We start from the raw sequence: 16905 nt of genomic DNA on the forward strand, positions 1-16905 counted from the left end.
GATGGAAACATATTTAACTATTAATTTAGATGCTATAAAAGAAAATGTAATAAAAATAAAAGAATTAAATAAAAATTCTATGTTTTGTGCTGTTGTAAAAGCTAACGCATATGGTTTAGGATCAGTTGAAATTGCTCAATATATAGAAAATGAAGTAGATTATTTTGCTGTAGCTAAAGTTAGTGAAGCTTTAATTTTAAGAAAAAACGGAATAAAAAAACCAATTATTATCCTAGGCTATGTTTCTTATAAAGATGTTGATTTATGCATAAAATATCATATTGATATTCCTATTTACGATCTAGAATATGCTAAAAAAATAAATTTAAACATAAAAAATAAAATAGACGTTCATATAGCTTTAGATACAGGCCATTCTAGGATAGGATTTAGAGACTATGAAGTTGATAAAATAAGAGAGCTAAAAAATTTAAAAAATATCAATGTAATCTCAGCTTTTAGTCATTATGCAAGTGCAGATGAAGAAGATGAAACTTTTATGAATTTGCAGGCTCAAAGATATGATAAAATAATTAATCAAATTAAGAACGATTTTAACTTTAAATTTTTGCATTTATCAAATAGCGCTGGAGCAATAAAGCAAAAAACTGTAAAAGATATGGTTAGAGTTGGAATTGCCATCTATGGAATTTATCCTTCTAATTATCTTAGAGAAAACTCGAATGTTGATCTAAGTCAATGCTTTAGCTTAAAATCCAAGGTTTCTTTTGTAAAAAAAATTAAAAAAGGAACTCCGATTAGTTATGGATCAACATTTATTTCTCCATCTGAAATGAAGGTAGCAACTGTCGCAATTGGCTACGCAGATGGATTTTTTAGAGCATTTTCAAATATAGGCGAACTTAGCATTAAGGGTAAAAATTGCAGAATATTGGGAAGAGTTTGCATGGATCAGCTTATGGTTGACGTAAGTACTTTAGATGTTAATATTGATGATGAAGTCATTATCTATCCTGATATTTATAAGGAAGCGGAAAAGATCTCAACTATTACTTATGAATTAATGACCTCAGTTTCTATGAGAGTGCCAAGAGTTTACATAAAAAATAATTCAGTTGTGAAAATCGTAGATTATTTAGGTATTAGCCATGAAAATTAAAAGAGGAGATTTGTTTTATGCTGATCTATCTCCAGTTGTAGGTAGCGAGCAAGGTGGAGTAAGACCAGTAATTATTGTACAAAATGATGTGGGAAATAAATACTCGCCAACCATTATTATTGCACCAATCACTAGCCAACTTAATAAAGCTAAACTTCCTACTCATGTAAAAATAAGGGGAAATGAATTTGGTCTGCCTAAAAATAGTGTGGCTTTGCTAGAACAATTAAGAACAATTGATAAAAGGCGCCTACGTGAAAAAATTGGAAGCTTTGATAATGCAATTATGCAAAAAATAGATGAAGCTATGGCAATTTCATTAGATATTGAATGTGACTATTAAAAAAGCTGACAGCAAATATTTATCTTTAAAATTTTAAAGTATATAAATGTTGTCAGCTTATTTTATTTATCGTTTTTTATATAATCATTTACTATCATCTTTGCAAGGACATCTGGATTTCCACAACCTGTTGTAATTATTAAATCAGAAGGTTTAGCAATTTGATAAACATAATCACGAGCTTCTTCAAAAGTCCCCAAATATTTGGCGTTTACTCCTTTTTTTACCAAGGCATCAACCACATCTTTTGAATGAATTGTAGGATCAAATTTTTCTCTTGCAGCGTAAATATCAGTAACTACAACTTCATCAGCTCCATCAAAGCATTTCAAAAAGTCGTTAAATAAAGTTTTGGTTCTGCTGTAAGTGTGAGGTTGCCAAATACAAACTAATTTTCCATCGGTATGTTCTCTTAAAGCTTTTAGGGTAACATCAATTTCTGATGGATGATGGCCATAATCAGTCATAATAGTGGCATCATTAACATGTCCTAAGATTTGCATTCTTCTGTTTAGCCCTTTGTAAGCTTTGATGTTTTTTCTAATAGTTTCGATATCAATTCCGTTTTCATAGGTTGCAATAATTGAAGCCATGGCGTTGTTTATATTGTGTCTACCAATTACTCCAAGTTCAAAGTGTTCAATAGAACCATCTTTCATTTTTAAATCAAAATTTGGTCTACCGATTTCGTCAAATTTTATATTTTTTGCAACATAATCAGCTTCGTCATTTTCTTGAGCGTAAGTAATGAGTCTTCCTTGAACAGAATCAAAAATCAATCGGTTGTTAGCTTCATTTAAATTACTAATAGTAATAGAATTTTCATCTTGATTTCTCAAATATTCTTTGAAAGTATCAACAATATGATCTAGATTTTTATAATAATCTAAATGATCTTGGTCAATATTAAGAACAATTAGAGTTTGAGGAAAATAATATCTTATATTTCCCTTATATTCGCAAGCTTCAGTTACCAAGAATTTCTCATCTCCAACATGAACGTTACCTTCCAAATCTTCAAGTTCGCCGCCTAAAAGAACTGTTGGATTTTCCTTAGAATTTAGAAGAATTTTTGATATCATACTTGTAGTTGTTGATTTTCCGTGAGAACCGGAAATAGCTATTGAATTTTCATAATTTCTCATCAAGGCTCCTAGAAAAACTCCTCTGCTTATAACAGGAACATCTAGATTTCTTGCAGCTATTAATTCTTCATTATCATCCAAAATAGCATCAGTATAAATTACTAAATCTGGATTATTTATATTATTTTTACTTTGACCAATATAAATTTTTGCACCGTGATTTTCAAGATTTTTAACTATATCACTCATTGATCTATCAGATCCAGAAACATTATATCCTTTATTTAACAACAAAGCAGCGATACCGCTCATTGAAATACCGCCTATTCCTATAAAATGAACATTAGATACTTCATGTTCATCTAATTTAAATTCAAACATTATTACTCCTAATTAAGTTATTCTTTTAGCATTATTAAATATATGATATGCTTTTTTATCAAACTTGTAAAGTTTAACATCCTATGATACCATAATTTTATACTATAATAAGAAAAAATGAAAGGAAAATTTTATGAAATATGTTATAGGAAATGATCATGGTGGAATCGATTTATATGAGTCTGTAAAAGAAAAAATTGAGTCTATGGGGCATGTTGTTATCCACGTAGGGACAAATGGTCATGAAAGTGTAGATTATCCTGATTATGCGAAGCTAGCTTGCGAAAAAGTTTTATCAAAAGAAGCTGATTATGCTATATTAATATGTGGCACAGGCATTGGAATGAGTATGTCAGCAAATAAGATTGATGGCATTAGAGCAGCTTGCGTTTCTGATACATATTCTGCAAGAATGAGTAGAGCTCATAATAATGCAAATTGTCTATGTATTGGGGCAAGAGTATTAGGCAATGAATTAGCTAATATGATTGTAGAAGAATTCGTCAAGACAGAATTTGAAGGAGGAAGACACCAAAAAAGAGTAGATAAGATAAATAAATTAGAGATAAGATAAACTATTCTAATACTTTAAAATTTGTATAAAAATGATAAAATATAGGTGTAAATTTTAGTTTAAGGAGAAAAATATGAATATACCAACACCCCATATATCGGCAACAAGTCCTGATGAAATTGCAAGCACAGTACTAATGCCAGGAGATCCACTCAGAGCAAAATTTATTGCAGAAAATTTTTTAGATAATGTTAAACAATTTAATAAAACTCGTGGAATGCTCGGATTTACAGGATACTACAAAGAAAAAAAAGTTTCTGTAATGGGTTCAGGAATGGGCATACCATCATCTATGATTTATTACAATGAGTTATTCGCTTTCTACGATGTGGACACTATAGTTAGAATTGGAACAGCTGGTTCTATGCAAGAAGATATCAAACTTCATGATATTGTTATAGCAACAAGTGCTTGCTCAGAAAGTTCAATAAACGATAATTTATTTGAAAATATTAATTTTTCACCAACACCAGATTTTGATCTTTTGCTTAAAGCCTATAACAAGTCAAATGAATTGTCTTATACAACTCATTGCGGTCAAGTTCATAGCTCTGATCAATTTTATAATAAACTACCAGATGGAGTATTTGATAATTTAAGAAAATATGGAGTTTTGTGCGTAGAAATGGAAACTTATGGACTTTATATGACTGCTAGAAAATATGGTAAAAAAGCCCTTGGTATATTTACAATTAGCGACTCTTTGGTTGAAAAAGTTGCAGATAGTGCCGAAAATAGAGAAAAATCATACACAAATATGATGAATTTAGCTTTAGAAATAGCTTAGGAAAAAATATGTTAAAAGTAATTATAATGGCAGCTGGAGAGGGAACAAGAATGAAATCTTCAACCTCAAAAGTTTTACACAAATTATTAAATAGAGAAATGATTAAATATGTTGTAGACGCTTCAAGATTTGAGGATTCTAAAACCATAATTATAGCTGGGAAAAATAAAAATCAAATTGAAGAATTATTCCCTAATGATCTTGTGATAGAGCAAAAAATCGGAGAAAATTACCCTTATGGCACAGGATACGCCGCATCATTAGCTTCAAATTATATTGAAGATAATGATCAAGTATTGGTTCTAAACGGCGATATTCCTCTTATTACAAAAGCCTCAATTAAATATTTCATCAATAATCACGTGGAAAATAATAACGATGCTTCAGTCTTATCTACAAAAGTAGTAAATCCGATTAGTTATGGACGAATTATAAGAGACGATAAGGGAGAATTTATAGGGATTGTCGAGCATAAGGACCTTAATATCAACCAAAATAATATTGATGAAATAAACACTGGTATTTATATTTTTAAAGGTTCAAATTTTAAAGAATCAATCAAAAAACTAAATTCTTCAAACAATCAAAATGAACTATATTTAACTGATTGTATCGAAATATTATCAAACGAAGGGAAAAAAGTTATGGCATTTACAGCTGATCATGCTGATGAGTTTTATGGAATAAACACAAAAAAAGAATTAGCAGAAGCAAGTAAAATAATCCAAAAAAGAGTAAATGAAAATCATATGTTAAACGGTGTAATAATAGAAACACCTGATATGGTATACATCGATCCAGAAGTAAAAATTGGGAAAGATACAATAATAAGTGGACCAGTAAAATTATTAGGAAAAACTATTATTGATGAAAATTGCATAATTGAAGGATCAAGTAGAATTGTAAATTCAACCTTAGACAAAGGCGTAAAAATAGATAATTCTGTTATTGAAGATTCCACCATTGGTGAAAATACAGATGTTGGACCATATTCTCACTTAAGACCAAAGGCAAAACTTGGTAAACATGTACACATTGGTAATTTTGTTGAAGTTAAAAATTCTAACGTTGGAGATAATACAAAGGCTGGCCACTTAGCCTATGTTGGAGATTGTGATCTTGGAAGTGGAATAAATATTGGCTGTGGCGTGATTTTTGTAAATTATGATGGTAAATTTAAACATAGATCAATTGTAGGAGATGATGCATTTATAGGTTCTAATTCAAATATTGTAGCTCCAGTAAACATTGAAAAAGATGCTTACATTGCCGCAGGATCTACAATTACTAAAGATGTTGGCTCTGGTATGCTTTCCATTGAGCGTGCGGAACAAAAAAATATAGCTGGCTATACTGAGAAAAAAAGAAAAAGAGATTTAGAAAAATTAAAGGAGAATTAATGACATCAAGTAATGCAAAGGCTTTTATCCAAAGAGGCGAACTAAAATTATTAAGTGGTAATGCAAATTTAAATTTAGCAAATTCTGTTGCAAAATCTTTGGGAATCGAATTAGGGGCTTCAGAAATCGAGAAATTCAGTGATGGAGAAATTAAAATCAAAATAAACGAGTCTATCAGGGGCAAAGATGTCTATATAATGCAGCCGACTTCCTATCCAACTAATGATAATTTGATGGAATTATTAATAATGATAGATGCTTGTAGACGTGCTTCAGCTGGCTACATAAACGCAATAATACCATATTATGGCTATGCTAGACAAGATAGAAAAACTCGCGGTCGTGAGCCAATAACAGCAAAGCTTGTAGCTAATTTAATTACACAAGCTGGTGCAGATAGAATTATAACAATGGATTTACACGCTGGACAAATTCAAGGATATTTTGATATACCAGTAGATCACTTCTCTGCAATCAAACTTCTTTCATCATACTTTATTGATATGGCTTATAATAAGGGTGATCAATTTGTAGTGGTAAGTCCTGATCTAGGTGGAGTAAGAAGAGCAAGAGCATTTTCAGATTATTTAAAATTACCAATTGCAATCATAGAAAAAAGAAGACCAGAACCAAATGTTTCTGAAGTTATGAGTGTAATAGGCGATTTCAAGGGCAAACATGCAATTTTAGTTGATGATATGGTTGATACTGCAGGAACTATAACAAATGCTGCAAATTATCTAATTGATAATGGAGCTAAGGATGTTTATATAGCTGCAACTCATGGAGTATTTTCTGGCAAAGCTATCGAAAGATTATCAGATTCCTCAGTTAAAGAAGTAATTATAACTGATACTATACAGCTACCAAAAGAAAAACAATTAGATAAAATCAAACAACTTGAAGTTGGCCCACTATTGGCTGAAGCAATTCATAGAATAAATACTTACGAATCAATTTCTGGTTTGTTTGATGATGGAGAATAGATGTATTTTATAGTGGGATTAGGAAATCCTGGTGATAAATATGAAAACACCAGACATAATATGGGATTTCTAACTATTGATTATCTTAGTAGAAAATTTGATATCAAAGTAAAAAAATTAAAATTTAAGTCTTTGTATGGTCAGGGAGAAATCTCTGGCCAAAAAGTCATGCTCATAAAGCCACAAACTTATATGAATTCATCAGGTGAAGCTATTAGAGAATTGAGGAATTATTACAATTTTGATATGGATAAGCTAATTGTAATAGTAGATGATATAGATATAAATTTTGGAACAATTCGTATTAAAGCCAAAGGTTCTTCCGGAAGCCATAATGGTATGAAATCAATAATTTATAACTTAGTCGATGATTCTTTTCCAAGAATAAAAATAGCTGTTGGTAAAAAACCTGAATATATGGATTTGGCTAATTTTGTTTTAAGTGGATTTACTGAGAAAGAAGTAGAAATTATAAGAGATGAAATTGCTTTGGCAAGCGATGCTGTTGAAATGATTTTAGATAGTGGAGTTGAAAAAGCAATGAATAAGTTTAACTCAATTAAATTAATAGATGAATAAAAATCATAATTTCCTAATTAATAGGTTAAATAATTTAGAACAATTAAATATTATTAAGGAGAACATCACTAAAAAATCTCCTATACAAATTCATGGACTTAGCGATGGAGTAAAAGCGCATTTAGTTCTATCGATTTTTGAAAGTTTAAATAAAAATCTGGTACTGCTTGTAGAAAATGAAAAAATCGCTAAAGAATATTTAAATATAATCAATAGCATTGAGGATGTTGCATTTTTTTATCCATCTAGAGAAATTAATTTCTACAATATAAAATCCATTGATGAAAAAATTTCTGCAAATCGACTAGAAATTTTAATTAAACAATCTAAAGGCGAAAAGTTCATTACTATAACGACCTTAGAGGCCATAAAAAATAAACTAACTACTTTATCTCAATTTAATAATAACTTTGTTAAAATTAGCTCTGAGGATGAAATAGACCAAGATGAATTCATAAAAAAATTAATAAATTTAAACTACTCTTTATCATCTCTAGTAGAAAATAAAGGCGAATTTGCTAAACGTGGTTCTATTATTGATATTTGGCCTATAAATTATGAGAATCCTATAAGAATTGAGCTTTTCGATAATGAGATTGATTCTTTAAGGTTTTTTGATAAGTCTACCCAAAGGACGATAGAGAAAATTAATGAATTTACTATTTCTCCTACAAATGAGCTTTCTTATGAAAGTAAAGATTTTGAAGAAATAACCAAGTTAATCACTGATGAAATTAGCAAATTATCTAAAAATATCAAAACTAGCTCTGATCAAAAATTAAAAGATAAGTATATGCAAATATTAGATTTTATTAATGACAGATCCTATATTTCTAATCTTGATCTTATAAATCCATACAGAGCTACAAATTATCAAAACTTTTTAGATTATTTATCAGAAGACACAGTATTTATTTTTGATGATGTCAATAGAATTTATGATCAAAATGAAAAATCTGATCTTGAATTTTTGGAAGCTGTAACCTATCAAAGAGATAGGGGGGAAGTCTTTACAAGTTTTAAAAATTTGTTTGTAGATATTAAAATAATTTATGAACATATACAGAAATTTAACATTATAAATTTTACATCACTTTTAAAAAAATCTAAATTATTTTACCCTAAACAATTAACAGAACTTAAAACCATAGAAGTTGAGCATTTTAATAATAATTTAGGTCAGTTTATAGAAACAATTTCTAATTTGCCTGTAAATAGTAAGGCTTATGCACTTTTGCCAAATTCTATCAAAAGCCAAAATCTATTAGAAGAATTCAATAATAGAGAAAATTTTGATGTTTCTTTTTCTGATGACACAAAATTAACTTTGTTAGATATCCAAGCCAAAGATGGTTATTATATTAGAGATGCTAATTTATTTGTTTTTAATGAAAATAACATTTATAAAACAAATAGGAAAAATTTTCATAAAAAAACAAAATCAAAGTTATCATCATCTGATATTATAAACTATTCAGATCTTACAATTGGAGATTATGTAGTTCATGAAAATAATGGAATTGGTATATACAGTGGACTTGAAAAGATAGTAGTTAACAATATACAAAAAGATTTTATTGTTATAAATTATAAGGGTAATGATAAAGTTTTTGTTCCAATTGATCAAATGGATTTAGTTTCAAAATACATAGGTAATAGGGGTGAAAAACCAGCTCTTTCTAGTCTTGGAAGCCAAAGCTGGATAAAAGCAAAACAAAGAGCAAAAAGAGCGGTAGATGAAATTGCTGATGATTTAGTTAATCTTTATGCTAAAAGATCCAAAGAAAAAGGTCATGCCTTTAGCAAAGATTCTACTTGGCAAAATGAATTTGAAGATTCATTTTTTTACGAGGAAACCATTAGTCAACTTAGAAGCATAGAAGAAATTAAAGAAGATATGCAAACTGATAGGCCTATGGATAGGCTTTTAACAGGAGATGTTGGTTATGGAAAAACAGAAGTAGCTTTAAGAGCAGCTTTTAAAGCAATACTTGATGGATATCAAGTTGCTTTTTTAGTGCCAACTACAATATTAGCTAATCAGCATTATGAAACAAGCAAAGAGAGATTTAAAAATTTCCCTGTGGAAATTCAAATGCTTTCAAGATTTGTAAGTAAAAATAAACAAAAAGAAATACTTAAAGACTTAAAATCTGGTAAAGTCGATATGGTAATAGCTACTCATAGATTGTTATCAAAAGATGTAAAATTCAATAAACTTGGTCTTTTAATAATAGATGAAGAGCAAAGATTTGGTGTTAAAGATAAGGAAAAATTAAAAGCATTAAAAACTAATATTGATGTATTAACTTTATCCGCAACACCCATTCCAAGAACACTACAAATGTCTTTGGCAGGAATAAGGGATTTATCTACCCTTGATGAGCCACCTGAAGAGAGAATGCCGGTAAATACATACGTTTTGGAATATGATGAAAACATTATAAAATCTGCCATAGAAAAAGAATTAAATCGTAATGGACAGATATATTTTGTTTATAACAGAGTTTACAATATTACCAGTATTTATAATCATCTAAAAACCTTAATTCCTGAAGCAAGAATAGAAATAATTCATGGAAAGCTTTCTCCTAAGCAAATAGAATCAATCATGAATGATTTTATATTAGGCGAAATAGATATTCTTCTTTCTACTACTATCATTGAAACTGGTATGGATATTGCAAATGTCAATACTCTTATAGTTTATGATGCTGATAATATGGGGCTTGCTCAACTCTATCAGCTTAAGGGAAGAATTGGTAGGTCTAATCGTTCATCCTACGCTTACTTCACCTACAGAAAGGGCAAAGTTTTATCAGAAGTTTCTGAAAAAAGGTTAAAATCAATAAGAGATTTCTCTGATTTTGGAAGTGGTTATAAAATTGCCATGAAAGATCTGGAATTAAGAGGAGCGGGAAATCTTTTGGGAGAAAGTCAAAGTGGCCACGTTAGCTCCATAGGGTATGATTTATACGTAAAATTTCTTCAAGAGGCTGTAAGTAAAGCATCAGGGAAAGAAATTAAAGAAAACAAGAGCAATGATGTTTATATCGACATAAAAGTTGATGCATACATTCCAAATTCCTATATAAGTGATCAATCACAGAAAATAGAAATATATAAAAGAATAGCTAAAATTGAAAATTCTCACGATTACGATATATTAGTAGAAGATTTGATAGATATTTATGGCGATATTCCGATAATGGTGGATAATATAATGTATGTATCCTTAATAAAATCACTTGCTAGTAAAACTGGTTTTAAAGAAATTAGAGAAAAAAATTCAAGTATTAACTTGTTTTTTGATAATAGAGATTTATTTTCTATTGAAGAATTAAAAGAAATCAGCGAAAATTATAAATCTGAGATGAAAATAAATTTATCAACTAATCCATCATTTATTCTACCAGCAAGCAAAATAAAATTATTAGATACTTATGAATTTTTAAATACAATAAGAAAAATAAGGAGTAAAAATGAAAAAATCAAGTAAATTAATAGCATTATTATTGACAAGTTCAATGATATTTTCAGCTTGTAATAATGCAAGTAACAAAACAGACAAAAAAGAAAATACAAAAACAGAAAGCACTGAAACCTCTAAAGAAGCAAGTTCTAAGAAAAAACTACCTGATAATGTAGTTGCAATAGTAAATGGAGAAAATTTAAGCAAAGATGAATATAAGAAAGAAATCTCTTTTTACGGAGCAATGTTAGCTAGTCAACAACAACTAAAAAAATCAATAGTTCAAATGATGGTTCAAGACAAACTAATATCTGACGACTTGAAAAAAAATGACATCAAAGTTACAGATAAGGAAATTTCAGATCAATTCATGCAAGCTGTCCAAAGAATGGGTGGACAAGAAGCATTTGATAAAATGTTAGATGACTATAACATGGACGTTGAAATGTTTAAAGAAACAGTAAAGAAAGATTTAATGTATCAAAAACATAAAGAATGGTTTGAAAAAAATAACGAAGTTACTGATGAAGAGATAAAAAAATATTATGAAGAAAACAAAGATCAATATAGTAAAGTAGATGCTTCACACATATTAGTAGAAGATGAAGCAACTGCTAAAGAAGTAAAATCTAAGTTAGATAAGGGCGAGGATTTTGCAAAACTTGCAAGTGAATATTCTAAAGATTCTCAAAACAAAGATAATGGTGGAAAACTTGGCGAATTCACTAGAGGTCAAATGGTTAAAGAATTTGAGGATAAAGCATTTTCAATGAAAGCTGGAGAAATTAGCGAACCTGTAAAAACTAAATTTGGATATCATATAATCAAAGTTGATAAAATCTTAAATTCAATTGATGATTTTAAAGATGAAATAAAGACAGCTGTAGCCAATAAAAAATATTCTGACTATATAAACGAATTAAAAGAAAAAGCAAATATAGAAACAGAAGATTCAACCAAGGCACAGGATTCAACAACTGATCAAGCTGGTAAAGAAGAAGAAAATAAAGATACAAATTCAACTGAGAAAAAAGAAGATGCTGACGATTCTGAAGAATCTAAAGATGAAGACAAAAACAAGTAAAATATTTTTGCTATCGGCACTAATCTTTGTATCCATTTCTTCTTGTAATAATAAAAATGATTATAAAGGAAATGTAGCCTTAGTTGACGACGTAGCAATAAGCCAGGACCTTTATTCAAAAGAACTAAAATTTTACCAAAATTTTTATACAAAAATGTACGGTGAAAATTATTTAGATCAAGAAGTTGAAAAAGGTAAAACAAATAACAAGGTTTTAGAAAAAGAATTAGTAGACTCTCTAATAAAAGATCAAGTTATGCTTAATGATCTTAAAGATAAAGATATTAAAATTGATGATAATAAAGCATCTGATCTAAGAACTAAGCTTGAAAATGAGTTAGGAGGTAAGGACTCATTAAAGGCAAATCTTACAGCGTTAGGATTAAGTGAAAAAGATTTTAATGATATCTTATTTAGAGACTCTATAAGAAAACAACATTATGACTATTTTCTAGCCCATAATAATATTAAAGATTCTGATATTTTAAAATTTTACAAGAAAAATCAAAAATATCAGAGAATGTATAAATACAATATTTTAGTTTTTGATAGCAAATATGAAGCTGACAAAGCCAAAGCAAAGATAAAATCAGCCAGTGATTACAAAACTTATCTTGATAAGTTAATAAAAAATTACGAAGTAATTAATAGTAAATTTGTTTATATTGATGATCCATATTTATCATTAGCTAAAGTTAAAAAATTAGATGAAATTAGTGAAGTATTCGAAAAAGATGGAAAATTCATGATTTTGAGAGTAAATTCTTATAATGAAAACGAAAATGAATTATTAATCAACTTAAAGGATATCTATTTAAAAGAATCTTATACAGATTATTTAAATAAATTAACAAAAAAGTCTAAAATTAGGCTTTTTATCTAAGTTTACTCTTGAAAAATAGTAAATTATTTTGTATAATCAACATTAGAGTTAAACAGAATCATATATTTGATTTATAGGAGGAAATATGAATAAATCAGAATTATTAGTAAGCATTTCAGAAAAAAGTGGTCTTAAGAAAAGCGAATCTGAAAAAGCTTTAAACGCAATGATAGAAACAATTACTGAAACTTTAGCAAAAGGCGAAAAAGTTCAATTAGTTGGTTTCGGAACATTTGAAACAAGAGATAGAAAAGCTCGTGAAGGAAGAAATCCTAGAAAACCTGACGAAGTTATTAAAATTCCAGCTAGCAAAGCACCAGTATTTAAAGCAGGAAAAACTTTAAAAGAAGCTGTTAATAAATAAAAAATTATATTAGACAAAAAAACCGGAACTTGAAATAAAGAACCGGTTTTTATATTTCTCTATAATCTTCATCGATTTTTTTCACATAATCTACAGTAACTGTTTTAAAATCTTCATAGTAGACCATACCAACAGCTGCACCTTTTGCTTTTTTCACATTTTTCTTATAAGTATAATCAACATCAACTTTATTTTCATTTCCTACAGAAGAATTTTTATAGGCTAGAAAAGCAGCTATTTTTATATCTTCATCTTTATAATTATTTGACCTTAATATAACATGGCTACCTGGAAAATTTTTAACATGAAACCACAAATCATCCTTATTAGCTAATTTTAGTGTGATATAGTCATTTTGCTTGCTATTTTTTCCAACATATATGTCACAATCATTTTTTGTAATAAAGTGTAGTGGTTTTGATTTTTTGTTTTTATTAATTTTTTTGCTCTGTTTTTTAATTAAATTATTATCTGCCATCTCTTCTTTTATTTCGTTAAGATCATCGATACTTTTTGATCTTTCAATAAAATCTATTAGTTGATTTAAATATAATAGTTTTTCTTTTTGCTTTGGCAGATCTTTTTTAGCAAAATCTAAAGAATTTCTTAACTTCTTACTTTTAGAATAATAGCTTTCAACATTTTCCCGTGAATTTTTTGTAGGATCAAGGCTAATGGTTATTGGATTATTATTCTCATAGAAATTAATAACCTCAATACTTTTGGCACCTTTTTCAATTAAATGGACATTTGCGGCTAATAAATCCCCGTACGACTTAAATTTCGCAATTTTTTCTTCATTTAGTAAATTATCATTTAAGATGCTTATCTTTTTTTTGCTTTGTCTGATGTGAGCATTAACTTTTTTAGTCAAATCTTTTTTGATTTGATTAAGTCTATCATTTGTTTTGTTGGATTCATAAAACTTTACAATTGCATCACTCATCAAATCACATTCAATTTTTTTATATGCTAAATTTTTTAGCTCTATTGTGTGAAATTCTTTAATTTTGCCTTCGAATTCGTAATAATAGGATTTTAGATTAGCATTTCTTATATTTTCTCTTAGTTTTAAAAAAATGTCATTTAATTTTCTTTTTTCATCCTCACTTACTAATCCCCATTTAATATTAGGATCTATATTAGCCTGATATATCAATTCTTTGCCCACAATAGGAGAAAATCCAGTATAATTTTGGTTGAATATTTTGTAAGGAATTGCTGTGTCAGGCAGTTTTTGATCTAATTTTAATATATCAAATGAAAAGTCATCTGCACTTATATCGTATTTAACATCATCTATAAATTCATATCCTAAGTTAGGAAGTATTTGCCTTACTGATGACATTGATTGGTTGATTCTTTTAATAGAATCTATAATATTAAAATCATCGTCAGTTAGAACTATATTTGAATGCTTTCCCATTATCTCTACTATAAGTTTTTTTGATTTATTAAATCCCATTTCATCAATAGAGCTTATAGAAAATATTACAACTCTATCTAAACCTTTTTGCTCAATATCTACTATTTTTGCTTGGTTAATATGTTTTCTTAAAACAAAAGTAAAATTAGGTGGTACTTCTGGGTTTTCATATTTTTTATTAGTTAAATTTATTCTAGCCTCATTATTATTGGCACTAATTAATAGCTTATAACTTTGGCCCATTGAATATATATTTAAAATTACATCATTTTTTGAAGGTTGGGTAATTTTTTGTATTTTTCCACCTAAAAGCTTATCTTTTAATTCATTTACTACTTTTCTTGTAACTATTCCATCGTAACTCATAAAATCTCCTTTTTTTTACTATACTATAAAATCAACTTGTAATAAGCTTTCATAAAAGTAAAATACATATGATAAGGAGGCGTAATGAATAAAGGATTTTTATTGGTTATATCAGGCCCTTCCGGAGTAGGAAAGGGAACTGTTCTTCATGATCTTATGAATACTCAAGAAAATTTAGTTTATTCAGTTTCAGCTACGACTAGAAAAAAAAGAGATGGCGAAATTGAAGGCGTGAGTTATTTTTATAAGAGTCATGAAGAATTTGAAAAGATGATTAGCGAAGATAAGTTTTTAGAATATGCTTATGTACATAACAATTATTACGGAACTCCTAAGGATTTTGTAGAAAAGAAAATTAGCGAAGGCAAAATAGTAGTTTTAGAAATTGATGTTCAAGGTGCTGTAAATGTAAAAAACAATACAGATAATGCTGTATTTATTTTCTTAGCTCCTCCTAGCCTATCAGAATTAAAAAATAGGATAGTAGGAAGGGGTACTGAAACAGAAAATGACATAAATCTTAGAATGAATAATGCTAGAAAAGAACTTCAATATATAAAATATTATGATTATTTAGTAATTAATGATCATATAAATTCAGCAATAAATTCAGTAAATGAGATAATAAATGCCGAAAAACACAAGGTATTTAGGGAAGAAGATTTTAACATAAAGGAGATTTTAGATGAATAATCCATCTTTTAAAAAACTTTCAGAAATTAGCTCTAGCAGATATGACATTTGTATGATGGTAGCAAAAAGAGCTAGAAGAATAGTTAGCGGATCAGCTCCATTAACTAAACATATTGAGGCTAAACCTGTTACACAAGCATTACATGAAGTAATCGAGGGAAAAGTTACAAAGAAATGATTAGAGGGAAAAATATCTTACTAGGCATTAGTGGTGGAATAGCTTGTTATAAAGATTTGGAACTTTGCTCAAGATTAATTAAAAAAGGTGCTAATCTAAAAATAATAATGACAAAATCTGCAATAGAATTTGTCAGGCCCTTAGCTTTTGAAACTATGGGCAAATGCGAAGTTTACGAAGATATGTGGCAAGGTCATCACAAGGAAGTTTACCATATAGAACTTTCCAAATGGGCAGATGTTTTTTTAATTGCTCCAGCTACAGCATCTACTATAGGGAAAATGGCAAATGCTATAGCTGATAATTTTTTAATAGCTTCATATTTAGCTTGTTCAAAAGATGTTATAATAGCTCCATCAATGAATACTCAAATGTTAAATAATCCTGCGACCCAGAAAAATATTGAAACTTTAATTTCCTATGGTGTAAAAGTTATTAATCCAGAATCTGGAATACTTGCTTGTAATACCATAGGTGATGGTAGAATGGAAGAGCCTTCAAATATTGTTGAGTATTTGGAATACTATTTTACAACAAAAGATTTATCAGGCAAAAAAATAATAGTTTCAGCAGGTCCAACAATAGAGCCTATTGACTATGTAAGGTATATAACCAATCATTCTTCAGGGAAAATGGGCTACAATATAGCAAGAGAGGCTAAAAAAAGAGGAGCAGATGTAGTTTTAGTATCTGGTCCTGTAAATCCTTTTGAAATTAAAGGAATTACAAAAATAAATGTAAAAACAAATATCGAAATGAAAGAAGCAATTGAAAAGCATTTTGCTAGTGCTGATGGTCTAATAATGGCTGCAGCTCCTGTAGATTATAAGTGTAAAGAAGTTTCTGATAAAAAAATAAAAAAATCAGGAGAAAGCTTGCATCTAGAATTCATAGAAAATTTGGATATTTTAAAATATTTTTCTAGTAAGAAAAATAATCAAACTGTAATAGGCTTTGCTGCAGAAACTGACGATTTAATAGCAAATGCCAACAAAAAACTTACTAGTAAGAATGCTGATTATATAATTGCTAACGACCTTAAAAGAGAAGGTGCTGGTTTTAACACAGATACAAATATTGCAAGTATTATTTCTAAAGATTCTGTAAAAAATTTAGAACTAATGACTAAAGCAGAACTTGCAAATGAAATTTTAAATTTAATAAGGTGATAGTATTTACGCAAA

Annotated in this window: 16 protein-coding genes; 14 read left to right on the top strand and 2 right to left on the bottom strand. The window is 28.7% G+C overall.

Annotated elements, in window-relative coordinates; translation table 11 throughout:
* The first annotated feature begins 1 nt into the window (after position 1).
* Both alr and CS884_RS03420 read left to right on the top strand, forming a co-directional pair.
* Positions 2–1120, top strand: a complete 1119-nt coding sequence (gene alr, locus CS884_RS03415; RefSeq protein ID WP_099320667.1) for an alanine racemase — start codon at positions 2–4, stop codon at positions 1118–1120.
* Positions 1110–1463 carry a type II toxin-antitoxin system PemK/MazF family toxin gene (locus CS884_RS03420; protein ID WP_099320668.1) on the top strand — a complete coding sequence of 118 codons (354 nt, stop codon included), beginning with the start codon at positions 1110–1112 and terminating at the stop codon, positions 1461–1463. The genes alr and CS884_RS03420 overlap by 11 nt, the downstream gene beginning before the upstream one ends.
* A 62-nt stretch (positions 1464–1525) precedes the next feature.
* Here the strand turns inward: CS884_RS03420 and murC are convergent, their stop codons facing one another.
* Complete coding sequence (gene murC, locus CS884_RS03425; RefSeq protein ID WP_099320669.1) at positions 1526–2929, bottom strand: UDP-N-acetylmuramate--L-alanine ligase; 1404 nt, start codon at positions 2927–2929, stop codon at positions 1526–1528.
* A 133-nt stretch (positions 2930–3062) separates the two neighbouring features.
* On the opposite strand from murC, the gene rpiB reads away from it, so the two are divergent.
* From rpiB to CS884_RS03470, 9 genes are all read left to right on the top strand, one after another.
* Entirely contained in the window at positions 3063–3503 is a 441-nt protein-coding gene (rpiB, locus tag CS884_RS03430; protein WP_099320670.1) for a ribose 5-phosphate isomerase B, read from the top strand.
* A 73-nt stretch (positions 3504–3576) separates the two neighbouring features.
* The gene (gene deoD, locus CS884_RS03435) at positions 3577–4290 is read left to right on the top strand and encodes a purine-nucleoside phosphorylase (protein ID WP_099320671.1); all 714 of its coding nucleotides are present in this window, start codon (positions 3577–3579) and stop codon (positions 4288–4290) included.
* An 8-nt stretch (positions 4291–4298) separates the two neighbouring features.
* Positions 4299–5690, top strand: coding sequence for a bifunctional UDP-N-acetylglucosamine diphosphorylase/glucosamine-1-phosphate N-acetyltransferase GlmU (glmU, locus tag CS884_RS03440; RefSeq protein ID WP_099320672.1), 1392 nt, complete (start codon positions 4299–4301; stop codon positions 5688–5690).
* Positions 5690–6676 (top strand): ribose-phosphate pyrophosphokinase, encoded by a 987-nt coding sequence (locus CS884_RS03445; protein WP_099320673.1) that lies wholly within the window; start codon positions 5690–5692, stop codon positions 6674–6676. Before glmU ends, CS884_RS03445 begins: the two co-directional genes overlap by 1 nt.
* Positions 6677–7255: an aminoacyl-tRNA hydrolase gene (gene pth, locus CS884_RS03450; protein ID WP_099320674.1), complete on the top strand. Its 579-nt coding sequence runs from the start codon at positions 6677–6679 to the stop codon at positions 7253–7255.
* Positions 7248–10754 (top strand): transcription-repair coupling factor, encoded by a 3507-nt coding sequence (gene mfd / locus CS884_RS03455; RefSeq protein WP_099320675.1) that lies wholly within the window; start codon positions 7248–7250, stop codon positions 10752–10754. The genes pth and mfd overlap by 8 nt, the downstream gene beginning before the upstream one ends.
* On the top strand, positions 10738–11811 hold the full coding sequence (locus CS884_RS03460) for a peptidylprolyl isomerase (RefSeq protein ID WP_099320676.1): 1074 nt from the start codon (positions 10738–10740) through the stop codon (positions 11809–11811). Before mfd ends, CS884_RS03460 begins: the two co-directional genes overlap by 17 nt.
* A complete protein-coding gene (locus CS884_RS03465) occupies positions 11792–12694 on the top strand; it encodes a peptidylprolyl isomerase (protein WP_257875745.1) in 903 nt (300 codons plus the stop codon). Before CS884_RS03460 ends, CS884_RS03465 begins: the two co-directional genes overlap by 20 nt.
* Positions 12695–12779: 85 nt before the next feature.
* Positions 12780–13058: an HU family DNA-binding protein gene (locus CS884_RS03470; protein WP_099320678.1), complete on the top strand. Its 279-nt coding sequence runs from the start codon at positions 12780–12782 to the stop codon at positions 13056–13058.
* A 49-nt stretch (positions 13059–13107) separates the two neighbouring features.
* Here the strand turns inward: CS884_RS03470 and CS884_RS03475 are convergent, their stop codons facing one another.
* Positions 13108–14850 carry an NFACT family protein gene (locus tag CS884_RS03475; protein ID WP_099320679.1) on the bottom strand — a complete coding sequence of 581 codons (1743 nt, stop codon included), beginning with the start codon at positions 14848–14850 and terminating at the stop codon, positions 13108–13110.
* 84 nt (positions 14851–14934) lie between these two features.
* On the opposite strand from CS884_RS03475, the gene gmk reads away from it, so the two are divergent.
* The 3 genes from gmk to coaBC are packed head-to-tail and all read left to right on the top strand — an operon-like array spanning position 14935 to position 16890.
* Entirely contained in the window at positions 14935–15543 is a 609-nt protein-coding gene (gene gmk / locus CS884_RS03480; protein ID WP_099320680.1) for a guanylate kinase, read from the top strand.
* Positions 15536–15721 carry a DNA-directed RNA polymerase subunit omega gene (rpoZ, locus tag CS884_RS03485; protein ID WP_099320681.1) on the top strand — a complete coding sequence of 62 codons (186 nt, stop codon included), beginning with the start codon at positions 15536–15538 and terminating at the stop codon, positions 15719–15721. Before gmk ends, rpoZ begins: the two co-directional genes overlap by 8 nt.
* Positions 15718–16890 carry a bifunctional phosphopantothenoylcysteine decarboxylase/phosphopantothenate--cysteine ligase CoaBC gene (coaBC, locus tag CS884_RS03490; protein WP_099320682.1) on the top strand — a complete coding sequence of 391 codons (1173 nt, stop codon included), beginning with the start codon at positions 15718–15720 and terminating at the stop codon, positions 16888–16890. Before rpoZ ends, coaBC begins: the two co-directional genes overlap by 4 nt.
* The last annotated feature ends 15 nt before the right edge of the window (positions 16891–16905 follow it).

It is taken from the genome of Anaerococcus sp. Marseille-P3625 (assembly GCF_900232825.1).
Classification (GTDB): Bacteria; Bacillota; Clostridia; order Tissierellales; family Peptoniphilaceae; genus Anaerococcus.

Bases quoted from the DNA above. Each gene is read 5' to 3' on its own strand.
- murC (WP_099320669.1), bottom strand. From the start codon at position 2,929: ATGTTTGAATTTAAATTAGATGAACATGAAGTATCTAATGTTCATTTT.
- CS884_RS03445 (WP_099320673.1), top strand. From the start codon at position 5,690: ATGACATCAAGTAATGCAAAGGCTTTTATCCAAAGAGGCGAACTAAAA.
- gmk (WP_099320680.1), top strand. From the start codon at position 14,935: ATGAATAAAGGATTTTTATTGGTTATATCAGGCCCTTCCGGAGTAGGA.
- alr (WP_099320667.1), top strand. From the start codon at position 2: ATGGAAACATATTTAACTATTAATTTAGATGCTATAAAAGAAAATGTA.
- glmU (WP_099320672.1), top strand. From the start codon at position 4,299: ATGTTAAAAGTAATTATAATGGCAGCTGGAGAGGGAACAAGAATGAAA.
- CS884_RS03475 (WP_099320679.1), bottom strand. From the start codon at position 14,850: ATGAGTTACGATGGAATAGTTACAAGAAAAGTAGTAAATGAATTAAAA.
- deoD (WP_099320671.1), top strand. From the start codon at position 3,577: ATGAATATACCAACACCCCATATATCGGCAACAAGTCCTGATGAAATT.
- pth (WP_099320674.1), top strand. From the start codon at position 6,677: ATGTATTTTATAGTGGGATTAGGAAATCCTGGTGATAAATATGAAAAC.
- CS884_RS03470 (WP_099320678.1), top strand. From the start codon at position 12,780: ATGAATAAATCAGAATTATTAGTAAGCATTTCAGAAAAAAGTGGTCTT.
- rpiB (WP_099320670.1), top strand. From the start codon at position 3,063: ATGAAATATGTTATAGGAAATGATCATGGTGGAATCGATTTATATGAG.
- coaBC (WP_099320682.1), top strand. From the start codon at position 15,718: ATGATTAGAGGGAAAAATATCTTACTAGGCATTAGTGGTGGAATAGCT.
- rpoZ (WP_099320681.1), top strand. From the start codon at position 15,536: ATGAATAATCCATCTTTTAAAAAACTTTCAGAAATTAGCTCTAGCAGA.
- CS884_RS03460 (WP_099320676.1), top strand. From the start codon at position 10,738: ATGAAAAAATCAAGTAAATTAATAGCATTATTATTGACAAGTTCAATG.
- CS884_RS03420 (WP_099320668.1), top strand. From the start codon at position 1,110: ATGAAAATTAAAAGAGGAGATTTGTTTTATGCTGATCTATCTCCAGTT.
- CS884_RS03465 (WP_257875745.1), top strand. From the start codon at position 11,792: ATGAAGACAAAAACAAGTAAAATATTTTTGCTATCGGCACTAATCTTT.
- mfd (WP_099320675.1), top strand. From the start codon at position 7,248: ATGAATAAAAATCATAATTTCCTAATTAATAGGTTAAATAATTTAGAA.